The following is a 23754-nucleotide window of genomic DNA, read 5'->3' on the forward strand; positions in this document are numbered from 1 at the left end:
CAAATTTTAAATTACTTTAGCAGAACCCCAAATTCAAAACACTTAAAATTCAGATTCGGGAGGAGTCCCGGATGTGTATGTAACCTCAGAATAGGAGTATTTTGATGTTGTGATTTGTTAGAAACCGCGGGGGGAGCCCCGCGGATTTTTTTGTAGTATTTGAAGTAATAAACAAATTTTAATTTCGGGCGAGTTTTAAGGAATCAAATCCTTTGGCGATGCCACCAAAAAATACCTTATAATGATTTCATCCCTACGCAAAACAAAGCATTCGTTACTAGAGTTTTTTAAGACCACTGCCAAGTTAGCCTACGTCGCTAAAAAAGTATTTCTTTTTATGATTTAGATTCCCTGAGGAATCGCTTTAATAAGTGCCTTTGTATAGGCACTTTGAGGGTTTTCATAAACAGCATCTGCCTCACCTGTTTCTTCAAATTTTCCGGCACGCATAACCAGTAAGCGGTCTGAAATGTATTTGACTACCGCAAGATCGTGGGAGATAAATAAATAGGTAAAATTATAACTGTTCTTTAGGCTGTTTAGCAGGTTAAGCACCTGTGCCTGCACCGAAATATCCAACGCTGAGACCGACTCGTCACACACAATAAATTTTGGTTTTACCGCAATTGTACGCGCAATACCTATGCGCTGACGCTGCCCGCCGCTAAACTCGTGCGGATAACGGTCAAAATGCTCCGGTAATAAACCCACTTCTTCCAGTAATTTTAAAGCTTCGGCTTTGCGCTCCTGAGCCGAGTTGTAGAGCTTATGCACCTGCATGGCTTCGGTAATGGCGCGTCCCACCGTAAGCCTGGGGTTAAGCGACGAATAGGGATCCTGAAAAATGATCTGAATATCCTTACGCAAATGGCGCAATTGGGTAGTGCTTAATTTGGTGAGATCTGTTCCCTTGTAAAAAATGCTTCCGGCGGTGGGTTTATCCAGTTGAAGAATGAGGTTTCCCAATGTTGATTTACCGCAACCGCTTTCGCCCACCAGACCCAGCGTTTCGCCTTCAAAGATTGAAAAACTTACGTCATTAACTGCCTTGACACTTTCGGCTTTGCCAAAAAAAGAAACCGAATTGAAATACTCTTTTTCTACATTTTTGATTTCCAAAAGGGGAGTGCCTGTGTAGATTTTACGATGGGACTCGTTGCGTTCTGCAGTACTCACAGGTTGTGACAAGGGTTTATTGGCCAGAAAATCGGCTACGGTAGGGAGTTTTGCCAGGCGCTCTGTGGTTGAAGGCCTGGCGTAAATAAGGGCTTTGGTGTAATCTTCTTTCGGATTCTTGAAAATTTCAACTGCACTTCCACTTTCAACAATTTTGCCTTTATACATCACGATCACCCGGTCTGCGATCTCACTCACCAGCGATAAGTCGTGCGAGATGAAGAGGATGCTCATTCCGGTTTGCTGCTGCAGCTCTTTGAGCAACAGAATGATCTCTTTTTGAACGGTAACATCCAATGCGGTTGTAGGTTCATCGGCGATGAGTAATTTGGGCTTGCAGGCAATAGCCATCGCAATCATCACGCGCTGCTTTTGGCCCCCGCTGATCTCGTGGGGATAGGAATTAAAAACAGCTTCGGGTCGCGGTAATTTAACCTGATTAAACAGTTTAATCACTTCGTTTTTAGCTTCCGATTTACTGATTTGCGTATGCCTGAGTAAGATTTCAGTTACCTGTTTGCCGCATTTCATCGAGGGGTTTAGCGAACTCATAGGCTCCTGAAATATCATGGAAATGTCCTTGCCCCGCAGGTTGCGCAGCTGATCCTGGGAATATTCCAGAAGGTTTTGACCCTCAAAATAGATTGCCCCGGAAGTGATTCTCGAAATGCGCTCAGGCAGTAGTCCCAAAATCGCCAGGCTGGTGACCGATTTACCGGAGCCAGATTCCCCGACTACCCCTAATATTTCATTCTTCCTGATGAAAAAATCAACATCCTGAAGCACTTTATTGACGGTTTTACCGCTTTTAAACTCAAGATTCAGGGTTTTTATGTGTAGTAGCGCGTCTTTCACGATTTAAATGTACAATTAATGCGGTATAAATCAGACCGAGATGATTTCGTTTTCCTGCAATAGGCCTTCATTCCTAAGGCGCAGCACAATTTGAGCCACAGCAACCACGTCCCGCTCACAATATTCTATTATGCGTTTGATATCTTTATGTTTGTAATACACCTCACGTACCTTACTGCCGTCAATGTCTGTTTTTGGTGAAGGAATATCCAGAATTTTGGTGAGTAGTTTTAGAGACGTATAGTGTTTGTAGTCGCCAAATTTCCAAAGCTCCAGCGTATCGAGATGCGGAATTTCCCAGGGTTTTTTGCCAAAGAGATCCAATTTAAACGGAAGCTTGATGCCGTTTACAATCATTCTTCGGGCAATAAACGGAAAGTCAAATTCTTTCCCGTTGTGGGCGCAAAGTACGTGCTGTGGCTTGTTGTAATGTTCGCTGAGTAATTTTTTAAATTGAAGCAGTAATTCTTTTTCGGTGCCCGAAAAGGTTGTGGTCCTAAAGTTGCGTTTTTCACCTTCAATCTTAAAATAACCCACAGATATGCAGACAATTTTCCCAAATTCGGCCCAGATGCCCGCACGCTCGTAAAATTCTTCGGCAGTAAACTCGTCCCGGCGTTGGTATTCGGTTTTGTCAGCATACAACTGCTGCATGGTTTCATCCAGATCGCTAAACTGCTCGTGTTGGGGTACCGTCTCGATATCGAGAAACAGAATGTGTTCTAAGTTGAGGCGACTTATCATCTCAATTCATTTTATAAGCTTCATCAAAATAGGTTTCCAGCTCGGCCGGATACCCGTTTTCAGCCAGCGGGCCATGGCTGTGCCCCAGTCGTACCACGATGAGATCATCTTCAGGCAGTACCATCACGTATTGGCCCAGATGCCCGCGCATCATAAATACGTCTTTGCCTTTATAATCCATCAACCAAAAGCCATAGCCGTAAGGTTCCCCTTCAAACCGGGGTTGGATTGATTTTGCTACAAAGGCAGAATCCAAAATCTGCCTGCCATTCCACTTCCCATAATCTTTGTACAATTTGCCCAGACGTGCAAAATCGCGTGCGTTTGAAGCGATACAGCAATAGGCTTTTACGAGTTCGCCGTCTTCACTATCCAGCTGCCACAAGGCATCTTCCTGAGCGCCGAGGGGTTTCCAAAGGCTTTCTGAAAGGTAGTCTGCGAGTTTTTTGCCTGTAGCTTTTTCAAGAACCATGGCCAGGAGTTGGGTATTGCCGCTGAGGTAGGTAAAGCCTTGCCCGGGCTCAGATTTCATTCCCAGATTGCGCATCACAGGATCGAGGTGATCATCAAAATACGCCCGTGTAGTCACCGAAAACGGACTGTAATACGACTCGTCCCAGTTGAGGCCGCTGGCCATCGAGGCGAGGTCGCCTACAGTCATTAGAGCTGCGGTTCCGGTGGCATATTCCGGTATAAAATCGCCTACCGGCTGCTCCAGACTTTTGATATGGCCCTGCATAATAGCTTTGCCCAGCAATGCCGAAACATAACTTTTAGCCATCGAAAACGAGTTACTTTTGGACGTCTGCCCAAAACCATCGTAATATTCTTCAAAGACGATACTGTCGTTTTTGATCACCAGAAAGGCTACAGAGCTGTATTGCTTATGAATTTGCTTTAGCTTTTCGCTCGGCTCACGGGTGTTGTAATTTGCAGCTTCGGGCCAGGCCTGGGGCGTACCATGCGCGATTGTGGTATTGTCAAACTTTTTATAATCTTCCAGATAAGCAGTGGTGTGCCCGGTGAAATAAATGGTGCGTACGGCTTTGAGTAAATAATCGTAATCAAACACATACAATGCGATGATGAGTACGACGATCAGGCTTATCAAACCAAGAAAAAGGCGTTTGAGTAGTTTCATATTCTAAAGATACCGAAAAAGGCTTAGGATTTTTTGAGGAAATCTGCACTTCTAGAAAAGAGACTGCTGAGTCACCGGACTTTCGTGTTCGAGCAGCCATTTTTTGCGCCAGATCCCCCCGGCGTAGCCGGTCATAGACTGGTCACTGCCAATCACACGATGACAGGGAATGATGATGGCGATGGGGTTTTTTCCGTTTGCGGAGGCTGCCGCACGAATAACTTTGGGATCTCCCAGATCTTTAGCCATTTGTAAATAGGAAGTGGTTTTGCCAAAAGGAATTTCGGCCAGTTGCTGCCAGACCCGTTTTTGAAAGTCGGTACCTTGCGGATTTAATTTAATACTGAAAGTGCTGCGCTTTGCGGCGAAATAGTCTTCCAATTGTAGAAACGCATCGGTCAATGCTTCCGATATGTTTTCGCTTTGCGGAATTTTTTCATCTAAAAATGCCACGCGCTGCAATCCTTCTTCATCGCCTTCAAGGAGAACAGTTCCCAGTGGTGAAGTTAGATAGGCAATGCTCATTCAGAATCAGTATCGCCGGAAGGTTTCTTTTTAGCTTCGATATCGTGCTGTGGATCAAGCTGAATGTTTTCGGCAGGTTTTGGAGCTTCTTCCAAAACGATTCCCATACGTTTTGCGCGGCGTTCCCAGTTTTTACGAGCCTGTACCTGCATATCTTCAATAGTATCGCTCTCGTCCATTATTTCAAGCCCCAGAAGGGTTTCAATAATGTCTTCCATCGTGACGATCCCTATCGTGTTTCCAAATTCATCGGTAACCAGAGCCAGATGCCCGCGACTTTTAATAAACGTATCAAAAAGTTCGGGAATAGGCTGGTCTGCGTTGACAATCAGAATATCGCGTTTGATGTCTGAAAGCAGTTTATCGCCGTGCTCTTCCACAATTTCTTCCAGCACATCATCTTTAAGAATGAAGCCGGTAATGTTGTGGGTTTTACCGTGATAAACCGGAATTCGTGAAAATTTAAGATGGCGGTGTTCTTTATGAAACTCTTTCAGGGATTTGGTTTCATCTTCAGATATCACTACAGGAAACGGAGTCATCACGTCTTTAGCTAAAACCGATTTAAAAACGAGTAGGTTTTTAATGACCGTGGTCTCGTTGTCTTCAAAAACACCTTCTTTTTCGGCAGCATCGGTAAGCGCCATAAATTCTTCACGGCTCATCGTACTCACATGGGCTGACTTGCCCACCAGTTTGGTTACCTGCATCAAAATCCACAGGATCCCGGTGTATTTGAGGAGCAGCAAGATAATGGTTAGGGTTTTCGCAGTAAAATTACCAAGGGATTTCCAGTACGTAGCGCCTATGGTTTTTGGGATGATTTCAGATAAAACCAAAATCGCAAGTGTCATAATAGTAGATACCAGACCAACGAAATTGATTCCTAAAATACTCAGTTCGTAGCCCGATTCAATAGCCATTTTACCGGCCTGATCTCCCACCAAAATTGCACCTACAGTGTGCGCGATGGTGTTGAGCGTAAGAATCGCGATTAAGGGCTTGTCAATGTCTTTTTTAAAATTCGCTAAGGTTTCTGCATAGCCTTTACCTTCTTTGGTTTTGATGCGGATAAAGTTTGGCGTAATACTGAGTAAAACAGCCTCCAGAATTGAGCATAAGAAGGAAAAAAATATCGAAATAAACGCATATGCGATAAGTAGTGCCATCGGTTAGTTTTGATTTGCGATAAATATACTATAAATCACAGGGTCTCGCCAAGAGGTTAAGAAAAGCTTATAGGATTGAGACTGCAAAAGGAATAATGTTTATTTAAAAGAGTCTTATGGAATGGTTAATGTGATCTTTATTTAATTTTAAAAAACAAAAAAATGAATCTAAAACTACTTTATCTCTTTCTCACTATAAGCTTGGGCGGTTATTCTCAGGTTATTGAATTACCCTATGAAGAAAAAGAAGGTTGGCCCATTATTCAGGTAAACATTGATAATAAAGACTATGATTTTCTTTTTGATACCGGGGCAGCAATGACTTTTCTCAATTCAAACTCGTTTCCTAACGCCGTCAAAATGGGAGAACTCGAAGTAAGAGATCTGAACGGGATAGTTGATAACATATCAACCACAATGCTACCCGAACTGTTTCTAATGCATCAAAAATTCTACAATAAACAAGTAGCACTTAAAGATCTGCAAACCTTAAACAAGTGGTTGTGTGATGTTAAACTCGATGGCATATTAGGAATTGATATCCTTCAAAATCATCTGGTTGAATTTGATACTGAGAATCAGATTATCAAATTTTACGACAAAGCCACATTTGATAAAAGTTTACTCAATGGTTTTACTAAAAACACATACAGCCATACATTGCCAACTTTAAAATTAAAAATTGATAAGCAAACCAGATATGCAACCTTTGATACCGGGAGCAATGGCGGATTGAACATTTCAGATTACAAACTCGGAAATTTTATAGATGAGAATAAGCACTTAATTTATAAGGGCTTGGGTGGCCAGGCTGCAAATAGTTTAAGGGAAGACGTTAATCAAACCGAACTTATTGACGTAAATATTAAATTTGGTAAGATAGACCTGAATCATCAAAACTTCACATTAAACACGCACAACGAAAACAATGTTGGATTTCAATTTCTGAAGCGGTTTATTTTTTTCTTAGACGTATCTGATCAAATTATTTATTTGAAGAAACGATCTGATTTAAACACTACACTTTCCCCTTTGGTAACCTACGGTTTTTGGGTTCATTACGATTTTGAAATGACACAGTTTTATGTTGCGAGCATTGCTGAAAATAACAAGCAGCTGCAGCTTAAGGACATAGTAACAAAAATAAATGGAATTGATCTACCTCAAGAATACTGTGATTTACGGGATTTTTTAAGTCAGAATATGCAAGTAGATATGTCGGTTACAATTTTTCGTGATGGAAATGAAAAAATAATTGACTACAACTACGACAACCAAATTAGTCAGTAAAATTAATCCACAATCACCAGCCGCTGTATTGAGGTGGTTTCAAATCGTTTAAGTTGAGGTATACGATGAGTTGCCCACGATGGTGGGTGATGTGATCCTGCATCAAATTGAGTATTTGAAGACGTGTTTTCTCACCCGCAAAAAAGTCGACCGGTTCTGCAAAACGCGCTTCGGGATAAGCTTTTATTGTTTTCGAAATCAAATCAAAAGAGGATGCAAGATTGGCAATGGTGCGTTCTTTGGAGTTGGTAGCCGTGCTAATCTCAGTTTCCTGTTTATCAAAATAGGTAGTTGCCAGCCATTCCATATTCCCGTTTATGTGCTGGAGTTGTTCCTCAAAACTCATCTCCCGCTCGGTGGGTTTGTAATCGTAAAGCGAGTCGGGCATTTCTTCAGCGATTGCGATCAAATAGGCTTTAGAGTTTTGCCATTTTTCAAGCCAGGCTTGTTTATATAGATTTTCCTGAGCCTGGATGGTAGTCAGGCTCAGGAGAAGAATCAAGAGAGGGTAAATGCTACGCATGTTTAGGAAATCAATTTAACCACATCTTTAGCAAAATAACTCGCGATAAGACTGGCACCTGCGCGTTTGATTGCGTAAGTCTGTTCTAAAACCACCGCATCGTGATCGAGCCAGCCGCGTTCTGCAGCAGCCTTGATCATCGCATATTCGCCGCTCACCTGATATACCGCAACGGGGACATTTACCGCGTTTTTAATATCGCGCACGATATCCAGATAGCAAAGTCCGGGTTTTACCATCACGATATCGGCGCCTTCGTCAATGTCCATCAGAGTTTCTTTTATAGCTTCCTCGCGGTTTGCATAGTCCATCTGATAAGTTTTCTTATCCTTCGGCACATCTTTTAAATCTACCGGTGCACTGTCTAGCGCATCGCGAAACGGACCGTAAAAAGCTGAAGCATATTTAGCCGAATAACTCATAATACCTACATCGTGATGCCCTTCATCTTCAAGCAGGGTACGCATTTCAAAAATACGGCCGTCCATCATATCGCTGGGTGCCACCACATCTGCGCCGGCATTGGCGTGCGAAAGTGCCATTTCGGCTAAAACAGCGCTGGTATCGTCGTTTACGATTTTACCGCCGCCCACGATACCGTCGTGGCCAAAGGATGAAAAAGGATCTAACGCGACATCGGTCATCACGACCATTCCCGGTACGGCATCTTTAACGGCTTTGATGGAGCGCTGCATCAAACCGTTGGGGTTTAAAGCTTCGGTACCGCTGTTGTCTTTCAGTTTGTCATCTACTTTTACAAACAACAAAACACTTTTTAAGCCCAGTTTCCAGAGTTCTTTTACTTCTTTCTGCAAATTATCAAGGCTCAGGCGGTAGTAACCCGGCATCGATGCGATTTCGTCTTTAACTCCTTTTCCTTCCACTACAAAAAGGGGAACGATAAAGTCATTGGGCGATATGGTGGTTTCACGTACCAGGGTGCGCATGGCTTCTGTGGTACGTAATCTGCGATTTCTTCTTAATGGAAACATAGTTTTATTTTTATTCTAATTACTATTTCTATTCTTTTAAATCTGCTTGATTGGGATTTTCGTTTTTTTTAAAGCAAGAAGTTTTTTTACTTCACAATATTATCCAGCCAGGTAAAAGCGACCAGCATAAAAATGATTGCGATTAATACATCACCAATGTCGGTTACAACAAAAGGTCCTATTAATCCTACCAGTAGGATCAGACTACCATAAATCATTGCAAAGTATCTACTTCTTTTCCCGTCTCTTAAAAACGAACTGGGTAATGGAACCATAGCACATAGGCTCGCGAGACCTATCGCGGCCAAATAGGCAATTCCCGTGGCATAGAAAACCGAACCGGCAATTAGCGCTGTAATCACAAGAGAGAAAATGGCAATGCCGCTAAACTTTTCATTCTGATCCAAAAGGTATTTTCCATTTTTGTCCAAAGCAAGAATGGCATTTGAGATGGGATCTATCATCCAGCTTCCCAGAGCAAATAAAAGATACGCGATTATCAATGGAACAGCCAGTACAGAAAGGCCCGCTGCACCCAATAGTTCTACCGATAACCGATAGACCAGATAAATACCAATAATAAAGATCCATTGATTTTTGCCTTGTTGCTTCGAAATCCAGAATGCATATTTTAAATGTGCACGGAAAATGAAATTTTTAGCTTTAATAGCCGTACTCATTCCGCTGCGGGCATATGCATTGTTTGGATTGAGTTGTAAAGCCATTCTAAAATGTTCCATAGCTTTCTTATGATCGCCGTGCTCTAAAGCAACCCAGCCTACATTGGCATGTGAAAAACTATCCTCAGGATTATCATAAAGTATATTTTCAACGGTCTCGCCGGCTTCTTCCTTGCGATCCAGTTTGGTTAGAATCTGTGCGCGCAGGTTGAGGCAATAGTTGTTTTTAGCGTCAATAGAAAGGCCGTGATTAGCCAGGCCGAGCGCTTCTTCATACTTTTTCTTATCCAGAAGAAGTCCGGCTTTAAAACCAAAATAGTCTGCTTCTTCAGGATCCATAGAGATCGCCTCATCGATAAACGACAGGGCATCGGCATCCTGATTACGCTGACTGGCAATACGCGCTTTTATAAAGAAAATATCCGGTTGATTGGGGTCTTCTGCTAAAAGCTCGTTTGTCATTAATTCGGCACGATCGTATTGCTTTAGATTGAAAAAACAAAGCATCAGGTAATAGCGAGCCGTAAAGTCTGCCGGATTTTCACTTAGTTGTTTAACCGCTTCTTCATAGCGGCCCAATTCAAATAGGGTAATACCTCTGTCTACAGCTGAAGCCATTATTTTTTAATTTTTAAGAAATGTAAGACTTCATCATACAGCCCCGCATCATTGGCGTAAAGCGCATAATTTTTAGCCGATGAAAACCATTCTTTGGTACTGGGCTTAACTTTTTTAATCGCCTTTAATAAGTCTTTGGTGCTTAGGGGAGAAGGGATGCCTGATTCAAATGATTGTTCCAGTTTTTCTTCAATAGCTATATCAATTACCGCCTGAATATCAGCTCCCGAAAAATCTTTTGACGCCTTAGCCAGATTGGCATAATCAATACGCTCAACGGGTTTATTGGAAAGGTGTATTCTGAAAATACTCTCCCGCGCAGCCTCATCCGGAGGTGACACAAAAATGATACGGTCAAATCTTCCGGGGCGTCTAAATGCGGGATCCAGATGCCAGGGTGCATTGGTTGCTCCTAAAACTAAAATCCCGTCGTTATCTGAATCTACTCCGTCTAATTCTGAAAGAAACTGATTGATAACCGTGCGACCCGAAGATTTATTCATATCGTTTCGGTTGGCGCCCAGCGCGTCAATTTCATCTATAAAAATCACGCAAGGCTTATTGGCCCGCGCAGTTTCAAAAATCTCGTGCAGGTTACGTTCGGAACTCCCAATCCACATATCGAGAATTTCATTGATACCTACATTGATAAAATCTGCGTTAATTTGACCCGCAGTCGCTTTTGCCAGGTGCGTTTTACCGCAACCGGGAGGGCCGTACAACAGGATGCCGCCGCCTATTTTTTTGCCGTAGGCCTTATAGATGTCCTGATGCAGGAGCGGCTTTATGATTTTGAGATCGATTTCCCTTTTAATATGATCCATCCCGCCAACGTCTGAAAATCCCACTTTGGGCTTTTCTATAAAACTCAGGGCATCCTCATCGGTAAAATTGGTGTTGGTTGACGTTGTGGCATTTTTGAGTTTTTCGTCAAATTCGGCATTGGTATATCTAGTGTCAATGCTTAGTATTTCCTGATAGGTATTCTGAGCATCGCGTAGTTCGCCCTGATTGATATAGCAGTAACACAGCAGCTCCAGTGCTTCTACAGATTTTTGTTTTGCCAGTATTTCTTCAAGCAGAAGTTCGGCTGCGCCAAATTTTTCCTGACGGAAGAAACAGGTGGCCAAATTGTATTTTGCATCCTGATGTTGAGGTTCTTTGCCTAAAATAAACAGCAAATGCTCTTCTGCTTGTTGGGTATTGCCATTTTGCAGGAAAAGTTTGGCAATTTGTAAACGCAGCGGAATGTTTTCCGGTGAAAATTTTAAGGCTTCTAATAAACTTTCTAACATAATAGCAAAATAATTAGGGTGTTACACCCACTCCCTGGAGTTTTCTAAAACATCGACCAGCTCAGCTTCCGGAGTTCCGGGAGCGGGATGATGGTCGTAGCGCCATTGCACGTGCGGCGGCAGGCTCATCAGGATACTTTCAATCCTTCCGTTTGTTTTGAGGCCAAAAAGGGTGCCTTTATCATGAACCAGATTAAATTCTACATACCGGCCCCGGCGCACTTCCTGCCAGTCGCGCTCCTTTTCGCCGTAGGCTAGATCTTTTCGCTTCGCTAAAATAGGCACATAGGCATCCAGAAAGCTGTCGCCCACCTGGGTAACAAAATTATACCAGTCCTGCATAGACCGCTCTTCGGTGGCTTTGAGGTAGTCAAAAAACAAACCGCCTATTCCCCGCGCTTCACCGCGGTGGCTGTTGTGAAAATACTCGTCGCAACGGGCCTTGTAATGCGGGTAAAAATCGGGATCGTGCGCGTCGCAGGCTGTTTTGCAGGTCTGGTGAAAATGCACCGCATCTTCTTCAAAAAGGTAATAGGGCGTTAAATCCTGCCCGCCGCCAAACCACGAGTCGACCAGCGTACCGTCTTTTTCAAACATCTCAAAATACCGCCAGTTGGCGTGAACTGTAGGTGCATACGGGTTTCTGGGGTGTATGACCAGACTGAGACCGCAGGCAAAAAAATTAACATCCCCCACTTTAAAATACTGTTGCATGGCCGGAGCGAGTGGGCCGTGCACTTCAGAAATATTAACACCACCTTTCTCAATCGCTGCACCGTTTTCAATCACACGGGTACGGCCACCACCGCCTTCGGGACGCGTCCAGAGGTCTTCTTTAAAGGTTGCAACCCCGTCAAGTTCTTCCAGTTTTGAGGTGATTTGATCTTGTAAGTTCTTGATATAGCTTACAAACTGCTCTCTCATGCTTTATTTTTTAAGGATGTAAAGCTCCATGTCTTTGGCTTTACCGCGTGCCGGTTTAAATTCGTTTTCAAGGGTGCTGTCCCAGACAAAGCCGCTGCGCTGGGCTACACTGATGCATTTTTCATTACTGCTGTGCGCAATGATTTTGAAGGTCGAAATCTGATGATTGATATACCCAAAGTCTGAAACGCGCTCTACCGCCTGAGTGATCCATCCGCGACCGTGGAAGCGTTTGTCCAGGCAATAGGCAAATTCACCTTCAGCTTTTTCAGAATCAATTTCTTTTAGAATGACTAATCCTGCCATTTCGGGGTGAATGGTCGTATTCAAAGCAAAATGGAAGGATTTTTTGGCTTCCGAAAGCGCGATGGCTTCTTCGATATAGGCCTTTGAGGCCTTTATCGTTTTGGTTTTTTTGAAGGTTTCGGGAAAATAGGTCTTAAAAATATCCTTATTGCTTTTAAAAAGGGTATTAAGGGCTTTGGCATCCTCAGGGGTGAGTAGAGCCAGGTTGAATTCAGTTTCTGTGGTCATCAGAATAAATAGTTTTTTGGTCTAACAATTCGAGCGTGGTTTTGCTGGCTGCTGTTACCGAAATAGGCAAAACCAAAATAATACCCACAACCGGGATCAATAAAAACAGCATAAAAACAATGCCGTTGCCTATCGCATAACCCCTATGGCGTTTTACAAAGTTAACGCTTTCCCGATACGGAAAATGCCGTTCTAGGGTGTAATCCATATTTCCAAAACCGGCATAATAAGCCTGAATCAAAAAGAGAATAGCTGTGGCTGCGATTCCTATAACTGGAATAAGGCTTAGAATCAAAAACGGAATACTGAGCAAAAGTTCCCAGGCCAGATTACGCAGGTTGATTTTGAGACCGCGCACGAGTTGGCCGGCGTTTGAGGTATTTCTGTGCTGATGCACTCCGCTGTAAAAATGAGCTTCCAGTTTTTCTGAAACCGGACTCATAAAGGGCGCAGAGAATGCCATAATGAGGTGTTTATAAGCAATAAGTCCCAGAGCGATGATGATCAAAGCGCCTACGATGGTACTAAGCGTAGCCACGGTTTGTGCACCCCATTCCCGGATCCACAACTTGGAGATCAATGCCCCGATATTATCTGAAAGGCCCCATGCGCTTACCCCAATGAGCAGGGCAGTGAAAAAACTAATCGCCATAGGGATGGCAAAATACTTCCAGAGCCTGAGTTTGCTGATGAGCCCGAGGCTGTCTTTATAGGCTGCGAGGCCTTTAAAAATAGATTTTATCATTCTTCTGAAATATAGACCAGACGCTTTCGATTTTGATGCGCTTCTTCAGGTGCCGAAATGCGGATTGCTTTTTCGGCTTCAGTTTTCAAAAAACCAATTACTTCAGCTTCTGTAGCCTGCACATAGTGTGGTAAAGCTTCGATACCAAAATGGTTGTTGTGCAAATCCATCTCCCGATCAAGCGTCGTATTCACAAACAATTCTTCGTGTAAATTAGTGAATTTTAGCGCCCAGTCCTGCGCTTTTTTTACATCTGAAGATTTGCGATAGGCGGCTTGCCCTAACAACATCGCCCATAAGGCATGACGAAAGGCATTGGCTTTGTTGCTTTTATGATGCGTTTTCCCATACGTCGCCGTAGCAACCTGCATTGCTTTTTTAGAAGCTTCGATGCTGAGCGAAATGTAAAAAGGTCGCGTGGCAAAAAGCCGGGCAAGTTTAAAAAGCTGAGGAATGCTCAGGGTTTTTAGCGTTGCCCAGATTCTCATCGTTGGGCTTTGTATTCTTTTACCGCTTCAATAAACGCACCTGCATTTTCAAGTGGAATATTCGGTAAAATCCCGTGGCCCAGGTTTACGATGTATTTATCCTTGCCAAAAGCGTCAATCATTTCGGTAACCATACGCTTGATTTCGCTCGGGGGCGAAAAGAGGCGTGTAGGATCAAAATTTCCCTGAAGCGTAATGTTGCCACCGGTTAAATAACGCGCATTCTTAGGGCTGCAGGTCCAGTCAACACCCAGTGCCGAAGCACCACTTTTAGCCATTTCGCCCAAAGCAAACCAGCAACCTTTACCAAAGGCGATCACCGGAGCCTCGTCCTTTAAGGCATCGATGATTTGCTGCATATACTGCCAGCTGAATTCCTGATAATCTGTAGGCGAAAGCATTCCGCCCCAGCTGTCAAAAACCTGTACGGCATTCACGCCGGCTTTAACCTTTTCTTTGAGATACAGAATCGTGGTATCGGTGATTCTCTGAAGCAGGGCGTGTGCAGCTTCGGGCTGAGTAAAGCAAAATTCTTTAGCCAGATCGAAGTTTTTGGAGCCCTGTCCCTGTACGCAATAGCACAGAATCGTCCAGGGGCTGCCCGCAAAACCGATCAACGGAATCTCATCGTTGAGTTTTTCTTTGGTCATCTTGATGGCCTCCATCACATAGCCCAGGGTATCGTTGATGTCCGGAACGATCACACGATCTAACTGCTCCATAGACCGAATGGGATCTGGCAACCAGGGGCCCACGCCGGGCTTCATTTCTACCTCAATATTCATCGCCTGCGGAATCACCAGAATATCACTAAAGAGAATCGCAGCGTCCATCCCATAACGGCGTATGGGCTGTACGGTGATTTCGCTGGCCAATTCGGGAGTCTGGCAACGGGTAAAAAAGTCGTATTTAGCCTTGATTTCCTGAAATTCGGGCAGGTAGCGACCGGCCTGACGCATCATCCAAACGGGCGGGCGTTCTACGGTTTTGCCTTTAAGTGCTCTTAAAAATAAATCGTTTTTGATCATAATTTCGGTATCAGCCCGAGTAGGGTCGGGAGGTTCTTATTTTAATACTTTTACGGCTCTCGCGATCACGCTTTCAATCGTGGTGGCGTTTGCAATCGTATACTGGTCTGTATGTTTTTGAACTTCGTTTGCCGTGGTTTGACCAATGCAAACTGCAAGCGTATCTTTTAAATCGTTTTGTAGCGTAAAGCTCTGCACTCCGCTCGGACTAAAAAACAAAACGGCGTCAAAATTTTGCTCAAATTTTTTATCGTTTAAGCCGGTTTGATACACTTCAATCTCCTGAAAACGGATCTGGTTTTCGTTTAAAATTTGAGGCAATTCATCTCTTCGCTTGTTGCCGCAGAAAAAACAAAAATGCGCGTCTTTGTGGTTTTTTGCGATAAAATCGGCTAAATCTGCTGCGTTTTGAGCGCTTTTTGCCACGTTGAAGCCATTTTTTAAAAGCAAGGCTTCGGTTTTGGAGCCTACGCAATAGCACCTCATCCCCAGCCCTTCTCCCGCCGGAGAAGGGAGCTTTTTGTCGTTCGCGAGCTCACTTTTTTTAAGGCGAACTTTGTTTAGAAAAGCCTGGACTGCATTTTTGCTGGTGAAAATGAGATTTTCTAATTGCTGCGGAAGTTCAAAATCAAGAAAATGTATGAGTATTGCATCGTATTCAACCACGGAAAAACCGGCTCCCAAAATCAGATTCTTTTGGGAGACAGAAAGTCGTTTAGTGGAGAGAACCCTCACCCCAACCCCTCTCCCGCCGGAGAGGGGTGATGATTCTTTTATTTCAAATATGGCCTTGATTATCTCTTTAGGGTCTCTAAAAACGGTGTCGTTTTCAAATCTAAGGACTTTATAGCCTAAAGCTTTAAGATGTAAATCACGGATTTCGTCCTTCTCTTTTTGTTCAGGGTGGTTATGATAGCCGCCGTCCAATTCGATGACGAGATTCAGCTCGTAGCAGAAAAAATCAACGATATAATTTTTGAGTGGATGCTGTCTGCGAAATTTGAGGCCGTTTATTTTGCTATCACGAAGCAATTCCCAAAGCACTTTTTCTGCTTCGGTAAGCTCTTGCCTAAGCAAGCGAGCGAATTTTATGTGATTGCTTCTCTTCATATAGCTTCCTTCTCCCTTGGGAAAAGGATTGAGGATGAGGGTTAAAGTTCTTTCTTAATAGTTTCCATCAACTCGCGGCCACCGCTTTCAAGGATTTTTAGGGCGCACAAAGCGCCAAAATCCTGAGATTCACGTACCGGAATGGTTTCCTCGATTTCCATTTTTTGGCTTCCGTCAAGACTGAAAAGGGCACCATGAAAATGAATGTGTTCATCTTTGATTTCTGCATAAGCGCCAATGGGTGCTGTGCAGCCACCTTCCAGTTTTCGCAGGAATTCGCGTTCTACGCGTGTGGCGAGTTCGGCATTTTTGTCGTTGAGTTTGGCACAGGCTTCCCTGCAAAACGAATCCTCCTGCATCACCGCAATTACCATCGCACCCTGAGCCGGTGCCGGAATCATCCAGTCGAGCACAATATGATTTTCGGGTTTGAGGTTGATGCGCTCCAGGCCTGCTTTCGCAAAAATGGCTCCGGCCCAGTCGTTGTCGGCTACTTTTTGAAGCCGGGTATTGACATTACCGCGTAAATCAACCACCTGATGCTTCGGGTATTTGTGCAGCCATTGGGCTTTACGTCGCAAACTGCCTGTAGCAATGGTAGTCGCATCTTCAAATGCAGCTTCGGTTTTTTCGCCCTTAAAAACAAAAATATCTTCCTGTGCCGCGCGGGGTAAAACCGCTCCCTGAAGGATGCCTTTTGGCAATTGCGTGGGCACATCTTTCATAGAATGTACCGCAATATCAACCGTTCCGTTAATCATTGCGACATCCAGAGTTTTCGTAAAAATCCCGGTGATGCCCAGTTCGTAAAGCGGTTTATCGAGTATAAGATCGCCGGTAGATTTAACCGAAACCAGTTCGGTTTTATAACCCAGTTTGTTGAGTTGATCCTGCACGGTATGGGCCTGCCAGAGCGCGAGTTCGCTATCGCGGGTGCCTATGCGTATGGTTTTTGCCAAAGCTTAGTTATTTTGAAGATTGAACACTTTTTGAATGAGGTCCAGACTTTCGGTGCTGGTAAGGTCCTCGGTTTTTAAGTGTTTTGCAAACTGTGTGGTAATTTTCTGAATGATGCGCTCGCTGATGATTTCGGCCTGTTCTTCATTAAAATTGGCGATTTTGCGACGCTGATTGTCAATCTCACCGGCTTTCATATCGGCCAGTTTCAATTTAAGGGCCTTAATGGTAGGAGCAAACTGGCGCGTGGTGAGCCACTCGTAAAACTCCTCTTTAATTTCATCAATGATCGCCTGTGCCTGAGGCAGCTGTTTTTTACGGCGGTTGAGCGTATCGTTTGTGATTTGCGAAAGTTGGTCCAGATGCACCAGGCTGACGCCTTCTACTTCCTCCACATTTTCATTCACATTTTTCGGAATACTCAAATCCAGAATTAGCAGCGGCTTTTTGAGGTAAAGCAATTCTTTGGAAATCGTGGGTTTCTGCGCGCCGGTTGCGACGATAAGCACGTCTGCGGCTGCGATTTCAGACTGAATATCTGCGTAATCTTTAACGATGAGGTTAAACTTACCCGCGATTTTTTCGGCCTTATCCTTTGTGCGGTTGATGAGCGTGATGTGATCGTTTTGGGTGTGTTTGACCAAATTTTCACAGGTATTACGCCCAATTTTTCCGGTGCCGAAAAGCAAAATGTTTTTTTCGGAAACAAAAGGAACCCGGGATAAAATATACTGTACCGAAGCAAAACTCACTGAAGTCGCTCCGCTTGAAATATTGGTTTCGTTTTTTATGCGCTTGCTGGCCTGAATAACGGCATTGATGAGGCGCTCCATAAACGGATTTACGAGTTTGAGTTTTTTCGCTCTGCGAAAGCCGTTTTTCAACTGACTGATGATCTCAAAATCTCCCAGAATCTGGCTGTCGAGACCGGTGCCCACTTTAAACAGGTGTGCAACCGCGTCCTCATTTTTATAGAAATAGGAAACGGCCTCAAATTCTTCAATCGTGCCGCGGGTATGTTCGCACAACAATTTTACCAGATCGAGCGGCTCCTGAGCAAAACCATACAATTCGGTGCGGTTACAGGTAGAAATGATGCTCAGACCTTCAATTCCCTCTTCTTTAGCACGTAGTAAAATTTGATCCTGAATTTTGGCATCCACAGCGAAATGCCCGCGTGTTTCGGCATCTGCTTTAAGATAGCTTAAGCCAATGGCGAAAAAATCCCCGGGATAAGCCGGATAAAAATGTCGTTTGCCGTTTGTATTCATAAGATAGGCTGCAAAAGTATTCTGTGTATGTTTTAAAAAATAACGCTGGAAGCATGATTTTTAACGATGCCTGAATAAAAGCGGTGTTTTTTGACTAAAATGCTGAAAAAGGGCTAATTTAGTGGGGTAATTCGATTTTTATAAAATCGGTTTGTTTAGAATAAATCTAAATAATAGACGAAATTCACAGGATGGAAACTTTAGAAAATAACGCTTCAGGTTTATACCGGGAAACCCGTATTGAAGAAGGGTTTTTTATTTTAAAATTTAATAACGAAACGGCTGAAAAACAGGTGGTCACGCGGCAGGTAGACAGCAGCTACATTCAGTTTCATTTTTGTGCCAAAGGGAATTCGTTATTTCTCTTTAATGAAGGCAATTACCGTTTGCCCTTAAGTGAAGAACACTCGCTTTTACTGTACAATCCGCAGCGGGATTTACCTATAAATTTGGAAATCGCACCCGAAACCTGGGTGATTTCGGTATTTATTTCGATTAAAAAGTTTCACTCCCTGTTCTCCCGTGAAGCCGATTTTATAACCTTCCTCAGCGATGAAAACCGGGATCGCAAATATTATAAAGACGGATTGATCTCGCCTTCAATGGCGATTGTGCTCAACCAGTTGATGAATTACAATTTGCACCCTTCAGTCAAAGCCCTGTACTTTAAAGGCAAGGCCTATGAGTTGCTGAGTCTGTATTTTAACCGCCCATCAGAAGCTGATACCGAGCAATGTCCGTTTCTCGTAGATGAAGACAATGTGGCTAAAATCAAAAAGGCCAAGGATATCGTGATTGCCCGTATGGCCGAACCGCCCTCTCTGCAGGAGCTGGCAGATGAGATCAACCTGAGTTTAAATAAACTTAAGGAGGGCTTTAAGCAGATTTACGGCGATTCGGTTTACAGTTTTTTATTCGATTACAAGATGGAAGTCGCCCGCCAACTGCTCGCCAGTGGTTCGCATAATGTAAATGAAGTAGGGCTGAAAATAGGTTATAGCACGGCCAGTCATTTTATCGCGGCTTTTAAAAAGCAATTTGGTACTACACCCAAAAAATACGTTCAATCGTTAAACTAAAATTAAATGCTATGAGAACACTGGGACTGCTGTTAACAATCGCCATCCTGATGCTGAGTTGCAATTCGGCTCAGAAACCCATGTCAAAAGGCACTAAAAACGTGCTGGTTTTTACAAAAACAAATGGTTTCAGACACGCATCCGTAGAAACGGGAGTGGAGACGCTTCGCGAAATCGGTCGCGAAAACGTTTGGGCGGTACAGCATTCTGAAGACTCGTTGATTTTTACGCCTCAAAACCTGAAGAATTTTGACCTCGTGGTGTTTTTAAGCACCACCGGTGATATACTGGGTGAGGAGCAGCAGGAAGCATTCAAAAATTATATGGAAAATGGGGGTAAGTTTTTCGGGATTCATGCTGCCAGTGATACCGAATACGGCTGGCCATGGTATGGGGAATTTATTGGCGGGTATTTTATGAGCCATCCCAAAATTCAACAGGCGACCGTAGTTAAAGAGGCTAAGCATCCTACGGTTGCAATGTTTTCGGAGCGTTATGAGCGCACTGATGAATGGTACAATTTTAAGAATATAAACCCCGATGTAGAAGTTACGCTAACGCTTGATGAATCTTCCTATGAAGGAGGTGCAAACGGGGATTACCATCCGCACGCCTGGTTCCAAAACGTAGGTGAGGGGGAAATGTACTACACCGGCGGCGGCCATACGGAAGAATCCTATGCCGAGCCGCTGTTTAGAAAACACCTTGAGGAGGTGATGAAGTGGTTGATGGAGTAGGATACATAGGCATTTGCAAAAATAACAGCCCTCCAAACCTACCTTCGAAGGAAGGGCTTAGGAGATGAATGTTGTGACTTTTCTAAATAATAAAAGTGTAAATTTAATACTCCTAAATACCTAAGCTATGGATCTGGATGTACGGAAATATAAATTTATAAAAGAGCTTTTAAGGGTCGAAAGTGATGATGTTATGGATAAGCTGGAACGTGTTTTGGGTCAGGAGCGCGATTACGCAGAAGAACTTTCCCCGGAGCACAAAGCAGAATTAGACCGGCGTCTTAAAGCATACGAGAACAATCCACAAGACTTCTTAAATTGGGAAGAAGTCAAAAAGGACTGGTGATGAAATACCGGGTCATTTTACTTCCGAAAGTACTTGAAGATTTAAAGGAAGCCAAGAGGTGTTATAAAGCTCTAAGGCCATTACTTTTAAGTTAATATTTATTACTAAACAATGAAATCTTTGTTAATCATATTGTCTGTTTTGGTGGTTTTTACTTCTTGCAACAATTCGAAAGAAACTAAAACAGCAGAAATTATTCAGGATGATGAAAAACTTTCTGAATTAGCTTTGGACAAGAATGCCTCCTTAAAATTGAATTCAAATAAAGAAGCTTACGACATGTACCTTGCAGAGTTGCAAGATGAAGAATATACTGGAATACAGCTTTTAGAAGCAATTGGTATTACTGAAATTGTAAAAAGTGAAGTTTCAGAGTATAGAATGATTGGAATGTGCTATAAAAATATTATACACATCAATGTTTCATTAACTACTGAGCAATTCAAAAAAATTAAGGAATTAGACAAAAGGCTATTTAGGTATTGTGTCCTTGATATTACTGATTTTAAAAAAGTAGATGACCCAGAAAGTAGTATTCCCAATATTGTTGCTTACGGAAAACTTCTTGAGGTATGCACAGAATAAATCCATATGAAAGTAGACTATTTTAAAATTCTGATCACTATTTTACTCTTAATTGTTATTTATAATCAATTGTCTCAAAAAGAGGTAGATAGATATAAATACGATAGTGATGATTTGATTGTTTTTGATAGTAAAACGGGAACGTTTTATTCACCTGAAATAGGTGTCTATAATGTCGTTAAAGAAGGAATTGAAAAGGAGAAATCAAAAATTGATAAATAAAAACACGAGGCTTTTCTTTTTAACCGATTTATTACTTTTTCTAGATAAAATTGAAATCAGCTATATTCCTCAGAAACAGAATACGGTTTAGCTCTATGAATTCAGAATGAACATTAAATAAAGCTTGAAATCGGTTTGATAAATTTTCCCAATAACTCCTTGCAGAACCCTTATCACTTTTGCTTCCTAAACAAACGATAAGTCGTAATTTTAGCACTTAAAAAAAGGAAACGATGAAAAAAGGAGTACTTATGGTCAATCTGGGTTCGCCAGATAGCACAGACCCTAAAGATGTAAAAAAATACCTTGGTCAGTTTTTAATGGATGAGCGGGTAATCGACTTTCCCAAGTGGGCAAGAACCTTGCTCGTAAAAGGGATCATTCTTAATACCCGGCCAAAAAAATCGGCTGAAGCCTATTCCAAAATCTGGTGGGAAAAGGGTTCGCCGCTCATTGTTTTAAGCGAAATGCTTCAGGAAAAAGTGGCTGATAAGGTTGATGTTCCGGTGGCTTTGGGAATGCGTTACGGCACACCGTCTATGCTGGATGGTTTAAAAGAGCTGGATGAGCAGGGCGTTGATGAGGTGTTAATCATACCCTTGTATCCCCAGTTTGCCATGGCGACTACAGAAACTATTCTGGTCTTAGCCGAAGAATTACGCAAGGAGCACTTTCCGCATATGCGTTTTTCAGACATTCCTGCCTTTTACAACAAGCCCGAGTATATTGAGGTACTTTCCAACAGTATTGACGAAAAAATAAAGGATCTTGATTACGAGATGCTGGTTTTCAGTTATCATGGGGTGCCGGAACGACACATTCGTAAGAGCGATGTGACTAAAAGCCATTGCAAGATAGACGGCAGCTGCTGCAAGACTGCATCGGCGGCACACCAGTTTTGCTACCGCCATCAGTGTTACGAGACCACGCGGCAGGTGGCTGAAAAGCTCAATCTTAAAGAAGGCACCTATTTTACCTCGTTTCAATCCCGCTTAGGTTTTGATCCCTGGTTACAGCCCTATACAGACCGAACCATAGAGCGTTTTGGTAAGGAAGGCATTAAGAAAATGGCGATTGTAACTCCGGCATTCGTTAGTGATTGCCTGGAGACCTTAGAAGAGATCGCAATGGAAGGCGAAGAAATTTTTCACGAAGTGGGCGGAAAAGAATTCACCACCATTCCCTGCCTGAACGATCGCGACGACTGGGCGCACGTAGTTGCCACCTGGATTAACGACTGGGCACTGGTTGAAGCCTCAAAAGCCATAGCTTAATTTCATTCCCGCGAAGGCGGGAATCTTTTTTTAATACAGCCCAAATTGCTCAAACCCAATAAATCTGAAGCATTAGGAAGCGAACCCATCGCCGGCCTGTTGATCAAACAGGCGGTTCCCGCGTCAATCGGGATTCTGGTTATGTCCCTCAATATTCTGGTTGATACCATTTTTGTGGGCAACTGGATTGGCAGTATCGCCATTGCGGCGATCAATGTGGTGCTTCCGGTGTCCTTTTTTATCGCGGCTTTGGGGATGGCAATCGGGATTGGCGGTTCGTCAATTATTTCGCGGGCTTTGGGTGCCAACGATTCGGGCAAAGCCCTTAAAACCTTTGGCAATCAAATCACGATTACCCTGCTGCTTACAGTAAGCATGGTGGTTTTGGGTCTGGTTTTTATCAACGATCTCATTCCCGCTTTTGGCGGAAAAGGCGACATTTTTGAACCGGCTAAAATCTATTATCGTATCGTCTTGTACGGCGTGCCCGTATTGGCTTTATCGATGATGGGAAACAACGTCATTAGGGCAGAAGGCAAGCCTAAATTTGCCATGATCGCGATGATTATTCCGTCGGTGGGGAATTTAATTTTAGACTACATTCTCATCAATTTGCTCGATATGGGGATGGAAGGTGCCGCCTGGGCAACCACAGCCTCCTACATTTGCTGTTTCTTTTATATTCTCTGGTATTTTTTAAGCGACAACTCTGAGTTAAAAATAGACATCAGTCATTTTGGTCTCGACTGGCCCATTCTCAAAGAAATGTCTGCATTAGGCTTCGTGACGCTGGCCAGACAGGCGGTGGTGAGCGTGACCTATTTGTTGATGAATAACATCCTGTTTGACCTCGGAGGGGAAGCCTCGGTTACCGTTTATGGCATTATTGGCCGAATGCTCATGTTTGCCTTGTTCCCGGTTTTAGGGGTTACGCAAGGTTTTCTGCCCATTGCAGGATACAATTACGGAGCAAATAATTATTCCCGCGTTCGCGAAAGCATTAAGCTGGCCATCACCTATGCGTGTGGCGTTGCCTTGTTGATTTTTATACTCATTATGGCTTTTCCGGAAGCTATCGTTTCCGTATTTACACAGGATGAAGCGGTTCTAAAAGATACGCCCAATGCCATGCGCTGGGTGTTTGCTGCTGTTCCCATTATTGGGATTCAGTTAATAGGTTCGGCTTATTATCAGGCGATTGGTAAGGCGGTTCCGGCATTGCTCTTAACGCTCACCAGACAAGGTTTTTTCTTTATTCCGCTTGTGCTTATTTTACCGAACTATTTTGGCGAAATCGGGGTATGGATTTCCTTTCCTATTGCAGATACCCTTTCTACCGTGGTTACGGCTTATTTCCTCTGGCGCGAAACCCGGCAGAATCTGGAAACCGTAGCCTAAGCACAGAAATGCTTATCTTAGTTTGCTACTAACTAAGTTTTTTCGATC

At 43.3% G+C, this 23754-nt stretch carries 25 protein-coding genes; 8 read left to right on the forward strand and 17 right to left on the reverse strand.

What is annotated here, in order from left to right:
- Positions 1 to 342: 342 nt before the first annotated feature.
- The 5 genes from ACSSS3_RS07960 to ACSSS3_RS07980 are packed head-to-tail and all read right to left on the reverse strand — an operon-like array spanning position 343 to position 5610.
- On the reverse strand, positions 343 to 2034 hold the full coding sequence (locus tag ACSSS3_RS07960) for an ABC transporter ATP-binding protein (protein WP_442847413.1): 1692 nt from the start codon (positions 2032 to 2034) through the stop codon (positions 343 to 345).
- Between the two features lie 27 nt (positions 2035 to 2061).
- Complete coding sequence (locus ACSSS3_RS07965; protein ID WP_442847123.1) at positions 2062 to 2775, reverse strand: 3'-5' exonuclease; 714 nt, start codon at positions 2773 to 2775, stop codon at positions 2062 to 2064.
- A 1-nt stretch (position 2776) separates the two neighbouring features.
- Positions 2777 to 3916, reverse strand: coding sequence for a serine hydrolase domain-containing protein (locus ACSSS3_RS07970; protein WP_442847124.1), 1140 nt, complete (start codon positions 3914 to 3916; stop codon positions 2777 to 2779).
- A gap of 51 nt (positions 3917 to 3967) precedes the next feature.
- Complete coding sequence (locus ACSSS3_RS07975; protein WP_442847125.1) at positions 3968 to 4441, reverse strand: methylated-DNA--[protein]-cysteine S-methyltransferase; 474 nt, start codon at positions 4439 to 4441, stop codon at positions 3968 to 3970.
- Positions 4438 to 5610 (reverse strand): CNNM domain-containing protein, encoded by a 1173-nt coding sequence (locus ACSSS3_RS07980; protein WP_442847126.1) that lies wholly within the window; start codon positions 5608 to 5610, stop codon positions 4438 to 4440. The genes ACSSS3_RS07975 and ACSSS3_RS07980 overlap by 4 nt, the downstream gene beginning before the upstream one ends.
- Positions 5611 to 5772: 162 nt before the next feature.
- Here ACSSS3_RS07980 and ACSSS3_RS07985 point away from each other — a divergent pair, with 162 nt between their 5' ends.
- A complete protein-coding gene (locus tag ACSSS3_RS07985; RefSeq protein ID WP_442847127.1) occupies positions 5773 to 6900 on the forward strand; it encodes a hypothetical protein in 1128 nt (375 codons plus the stop codon).
- A 13-nt stretch (positions 6901 to 6913) separates the two neighbouring features.
- Here ACSSS3_RS07985 and ACSSS3_RS07990 read toward each other — a convergent pair whose 3' ends face one another.
- The 12 genes from ACSSS3_RS07990 to hemA all read right to left on the reverse strand — a co-directional run bounded on the left by ACSSS3_RS07990 (position 6914) and on the right by hemA (position 18065).
- Entirely contained in the window at positions 6914 to 7423 is a 510-nt protein-coding gene (locus ACSSS3_RS07990; RefSeq protein ID WP_442847128.1) for a DinB family protein, read from the reverse strand.
- Positions 7424 to 7425: 2 nt separating this feature from the next.
- Positions 7426 to 8415, reverse strand: a complete 990-nt coding sequence (gene hemB, locus ACSSS3_RS07995; protein ID WP_442847129.1) for a porphobilinogen synthase — start codon at positions 8413 to 8415, stop codon at positions 7426 to 7428.
- Between the two features lie 86 nt (positions 8416 to 8501).
- Entirely contained in the window at positions 8502 to 9713 is a 1212-nt protein-coding gene (locus ACSSS3_RS08000) for a tetratricopeptide repeat protein (RefSeq protein ID WP_442847130.1), read from the reverse strand.
- Positions 9713 to 11008 carry an AAA family ATPase gene (locus ACSSS3_RS08005; protein ID WP_442847131.1) on the reverse strand — a complete coding sequence of 432 codons (1296 nt, stop codon included), beginning with the start codon at positions 11006 to 11008 and terminating at the stop codon, positions 9713 to 9715. The genes ACSSS3_RS08000 and ACSSS3_RS08005 overlap by 1 nt, the downstream gene beginning before the upstream one ends.
- A gap of 21 nt (positions 11009 to 11029) precedes the next feature.
- Positions 11030 to 11932 (reverse strand): oxygen-dependent coproporphyrinogen oxidase, encoded by a 903-nt coding sequence (hemF, locus tag ACSSS3_RS08010; protein ID WP_442847132.1) that lies wholly within the window; start codon positions 11930 to 11932, stop codon positions 11030 to 11032.
- A 3-nt stretch (positions 11933 to 11935) separates the two neighbouring features.
- Entirely contained in the window at positions 11936 to 12466 is a 531-nt protein-coding gene (locus ACSSS3_RS08015) for a GNAT family N-acetyltransferase (protein ID WP_228229208.1), read from the reverse strand.
- A complete protein-coding gene (locus ACSSS3_RS08020) occupies positions 12450 to 13211 on the reverse strand; it encodes an EI24 domain-containing protein (RefSeq protein ID WP_442847133.1) in 762 nt (253 codons plus the stop codon). The genes ACSSS3_RS08015 and ACSSS3_RS08020 overlap by 17 nt, the downstream gene beginning before the upstream one ends.
- Positions 13208 to 13699 carry a DUF6973 domain-containing protein gene (locus tag ACSSS3_RS08025; protein WP_442847134.1) on the reverse strand — a complete coding sequence of 164 codons (492 nt, stop codon included), beginning with the start codon at positions 13697 to 13699 and terminating at the stop codon, positions 13208 to 13210. The genes ACSSS3_RS08020 and ACSSS3_RS08025 overlap by 4 nt, the downstream gene beginning before the upstream one ends.
- On the reverse strand, positions 13696 to 14727 hold the full coding sequence (hemE, locus tag ACSSS3_RS08030) for a uroporphyrinogen decarboxylase (RefSeq protein ID WP_442847135.1): 1032 nt from the start codon (positions 14725 to 14727) through the stop codon (positions 13696 to 13698). Before hemE ends, ACSSS3_RS08025 begins: the two co-directional genes overlap by 4 nt.
- 36 nt (positions 14728 to 14763) lie before the next feature.
- Positions 14764 to 15837, reverse strand: a complete 1074-nt coding sequence (locus ACSSS3_RS08035; protein WP_442847136.1) for a DUF559 domain-containing protein — start codon at positions 15835 to 15837, stop codon at positions 14764 to 14766.
- Between the two features lie 41 nt (positions 15838 to 15878).
- A complete protein-coding gene (gene hemC / locus ACSSS3_RS08040) occupies positions 15879 to 16796 on the reverse strand; it encodes a hydroxymethylbilane synthase (protein WP_442847137.1) in 918 nt (305 codons plus the stop codon).
- A gap of 3 nt (positions 16797 to 16799) precedes the next feature.
- A complete protein-coding gene (gene hemA, locus ACSSS3_RS08045; RefSeq protein WP_442847138.1) occupies positions 16800 to 18065 on the reverse strand; it encodes a glutamyl-tRNA reductase in 1266 nt (421 codons plus the stop codon).
- Between the two features lie 191 nt (positions 18066 to 18256).
- Here hemA and ACSSS3_RS08050 point away from each other — a divergent pair, with 191 nt between their 5' ends.
- The 7 genes from ACSSS3_RS08050 to ACSSS3_RS08080 all read left to right on the forward strand — a co-directional run bounded on the left by ACSSS3_RS08050 (position 18257) and on the right by ACSSS3_RS08080 (position 23706).
- Complete coding sequence (locus ACSSS3_RS08050) at positions 18257 to 19144, forward strand: helix-turn-helix transcriptional regulator (protein ID WP_228229201.1); 888 nt, start codon at positions 18257 to 18259, stop codon at positions 19142 to 19144.
- 11 nt (positions 19145 to 19155) lie between these two features.
- Positions 19156 to 19881 carry a ThuA domain-containing protein gene (locus ACSSS3_RS08055; protein WP_442847139.1) on the forward strand — a complete coding sequence of 242 codons (726 nt, stop codon included), beginning with the start codon at positions 19156 to 19158 and terminating at the stop codon, positions 19879 to 19881.
- A gap of 127 nt (positions 19882 to 20008) precedes the next feature.
- Positions 20009 to 20227: an addiction module protein gene (locus ACSSS3_RS08060; RefSeq protein ID WP_442847140.1), complete on the forward strand. Its 219-nt coding sequence runs from the start codon at positions 20009 to 20011 to the stop codon at positions 20225 to 20227.
- Positions 20228 to 20338: 111 nt separating this feature from the next.
- A complete protein-coding gene (locus ACSSS3_RS08065) occupies positions 20339 to 20812 on the forward strand; it encodes a hypothetical protein (protein ID WP_442847141.1) in 474 nt (157 codons plus the stop codon).
- Between the two features lie 6 nt (positions 20813 to 20818).
- Positions 20819 to 21034: a hypothetical protein gene (locus tag ACSSS3_RS08070; RefSeq protein ID WP_442847142.1), complete on the forward strand. Its 216-nt coding sequence runs from the start codon at positions 20819 to 20821 to the stop codon at positions 21032 to 21034.
- A gap of 233 nt (positions 21035 to 21267) precedes the next feature.
- Positions 21268 to 22308, forward strand: coding sequence for a ferrochelatase (gene hemH / locus ACSSS3_RS08075; RefSeq protein ID WP_228229198.1), 1041 nt, complete (start codon positions 21268 to 21270; stop codon positions 22306 to 22308).
- 45 nt (positions 22309 to 22353) lie between these two features.
- Complete coding sequence (locus tag ACSSS3_RS08080) at positions 22354 to 23706, forward strand: MATE family efflux transporter (RefSeq protein ID WP_442847143.1); 1353 nt, start codon at positions 22354 to 22356, stop codon at positions 23704 to 23706.
- The last annotated feature ends 48 nt before the right edge of the window (positions 23707 to 23754 follow it).

The sequence above is a fragment of the Leeuwenhoekiella sp. H156 genome, assembly GCF_052218455.1.
Classification (GTDB): domain Bacteria; phylum Bacteroidota; class Bacteroidia; order Flavobacteriales; family Flavobacteriaceae; genus Leeuwenhoekiella; species Leeuwenhoekiella parthenopeia.

Excerpts from the sequence above, each read along its gene's own strand:
- ACSSS3_RS07965 (WP_442847123.1), bottom strand. The coding sequence starts at position 2,775 with ATGATAAGTCGCCTCAACTTAGAACACATTCTGTTTCTCGATATCGAG.
- ACSSS3_RS07970 (WP_442847124.1), bottom strand. The coding sequence starts at position 3,916 with ATGAAACTACTCAAACGCCTTTTTCTTGGTTTGATAAGCCTGATCGTC.
- ACSSS3_RS07975 (WP_442847125.1), bottom strand. The coding sequence starts at position 4,441 with ATGAGCATTGCCTATCTAACTTCACCACTGGGAACTGTTCTCCTTGAA.
- ACSSS3_RS07980 (WP_442847126.1), bottom strand. The coding sequence starts at position 5,610 with ATGGCACTACTTATCGCATATGCGTTTATTTCGATATTTTTTTCCTTC.
- ACSSS3_RS07985 (WP_442847127.1), top strand. The coding sequence starts at position 5,773 with ATGAATCTAAAACTACTTTATCTCTTTCTCACTATAAGCTTGGGCGGT.
- ACSSS3_RS07990 (WP_442847128.1), bottom strand. The coding sequence starts at position 7,423 with ATGCGTAGCATTTACCCTCTCTTGATTCTTCTCCTGAGCCTGACTACC.
- hemB (WP_442847129.1), bottom strand. The coding sequence starts at position 8,415 with ATGTTTCCATTAAGAAGAAATCGCAGATTACGTACCACAGAAGCCATG.
- ACSSS3_RS08000 (WP_442847130.1), bottom strand. The coding sequence starts at position 9,713 with ATGGCTTCAGCTGTAGACAGAGGTATTACCCTATTTGAATTGGGCCGC.
- ACSSS3_RS08005 (WP_442847131.1), bottom strand. The coding sequence starts at position 11,008 with ATGTTAGAAAGTTTATTAGAAGCCTTAAAATTTTCACCGGAAAACATT.
- hemF (WP_442847132.1), bottom strand. The coding sequence starts at position 11,932 with ATGAGAGAGCAGTTTGTAAGCTATATCAAGAACTTACAAGATCAAATC.
- ACSSS3_RS08015 (WP_228229208.1), bottom strand. The coding sequence starts at position 12,466 with ATGACCACAGAAACTGAATTCAACCTGGCTCTACTCACCCCTGAGGAT.
- ACSSS3_RS08020 (WP_442847133.1), bottom strand. The coding sequence starts at position 13,211 with ATGATAAAATCTATTTTTAAAGGCCTCGCAGCCTATAAAGACAGCCTC.
- ACSSS3_RS08025 (WP_442847134.1), bottom strand. The coding sequence starts at position 13,699 with ATGAGAATCTGGGCAACGCTAAAAACCCTGAGCATTCCTCAGCTTTTT.
- hemE (WP_442847135.1), bottom strand. The coding sequence starts at position 14,727 with ATGATCAAAAACGATTTATTTTTAAGAGCACTTAAAGGCAAAACCGTA.
- ACSSS3_RS08035 (WP_442847136.1), bottom strand. The coding sequence starts at position 15,837 with ATGAAGAGAAGCAATCACATAAAATTCGCTCGCTTGCTTAGGCAAGAG.
- hemA (WP_442847138.1), bottom strand. The coding sequence starts at position 18,065 with ATGAATACAAACGGCAAACGACATTTTTATCCGGCTTATCCCGGGGAT.
- ACSSS3_RS08050 (WP_228229201.1), top strand. The coding sequence starts at position 18,257 with ATGGAAACTTTAGAAAATAACGCTTCAGGTTTATACCGGGAAACCCGT.
- ACSSS3_RS08055 (WP_442847139.1), top strand. The coding sequence starts at position 19,156 with ATGAGAACACTGGGACTGCTGTTAACAATCGCCATCCTGATGCTGAGT.
- ACSSS3_RS08060 (WP_442847140.1), top strand. The coding sequence starts at position 20,009 with ATGGATCTGGATGTACGGAAATATAAATTTATAAAAGAGCTTTTAAGG.
- ACSSS3_RS08065 (WP_442847141.1), top strand. The coding sequence starts at position 20,339 with ATGAAATCTTTGTTAATCATATTGTCTGTTTTGGTGGTTTTTACTTCT.
- ACSSS3_RS08070 (WP_442847142.1), top strand. The coding sequence starts at position 20,819 with ATGAAAGTAGACTATTTTAAAATTCTGATCACTATTTTACTCTTAATT.
- hemH (WP_228229198.1), top strand. The coding sequence starts at position 21,268 with ATGAAAAAAGGAGTACTTATGGTCAATCTGGGTTCGCCAGATAGCACA.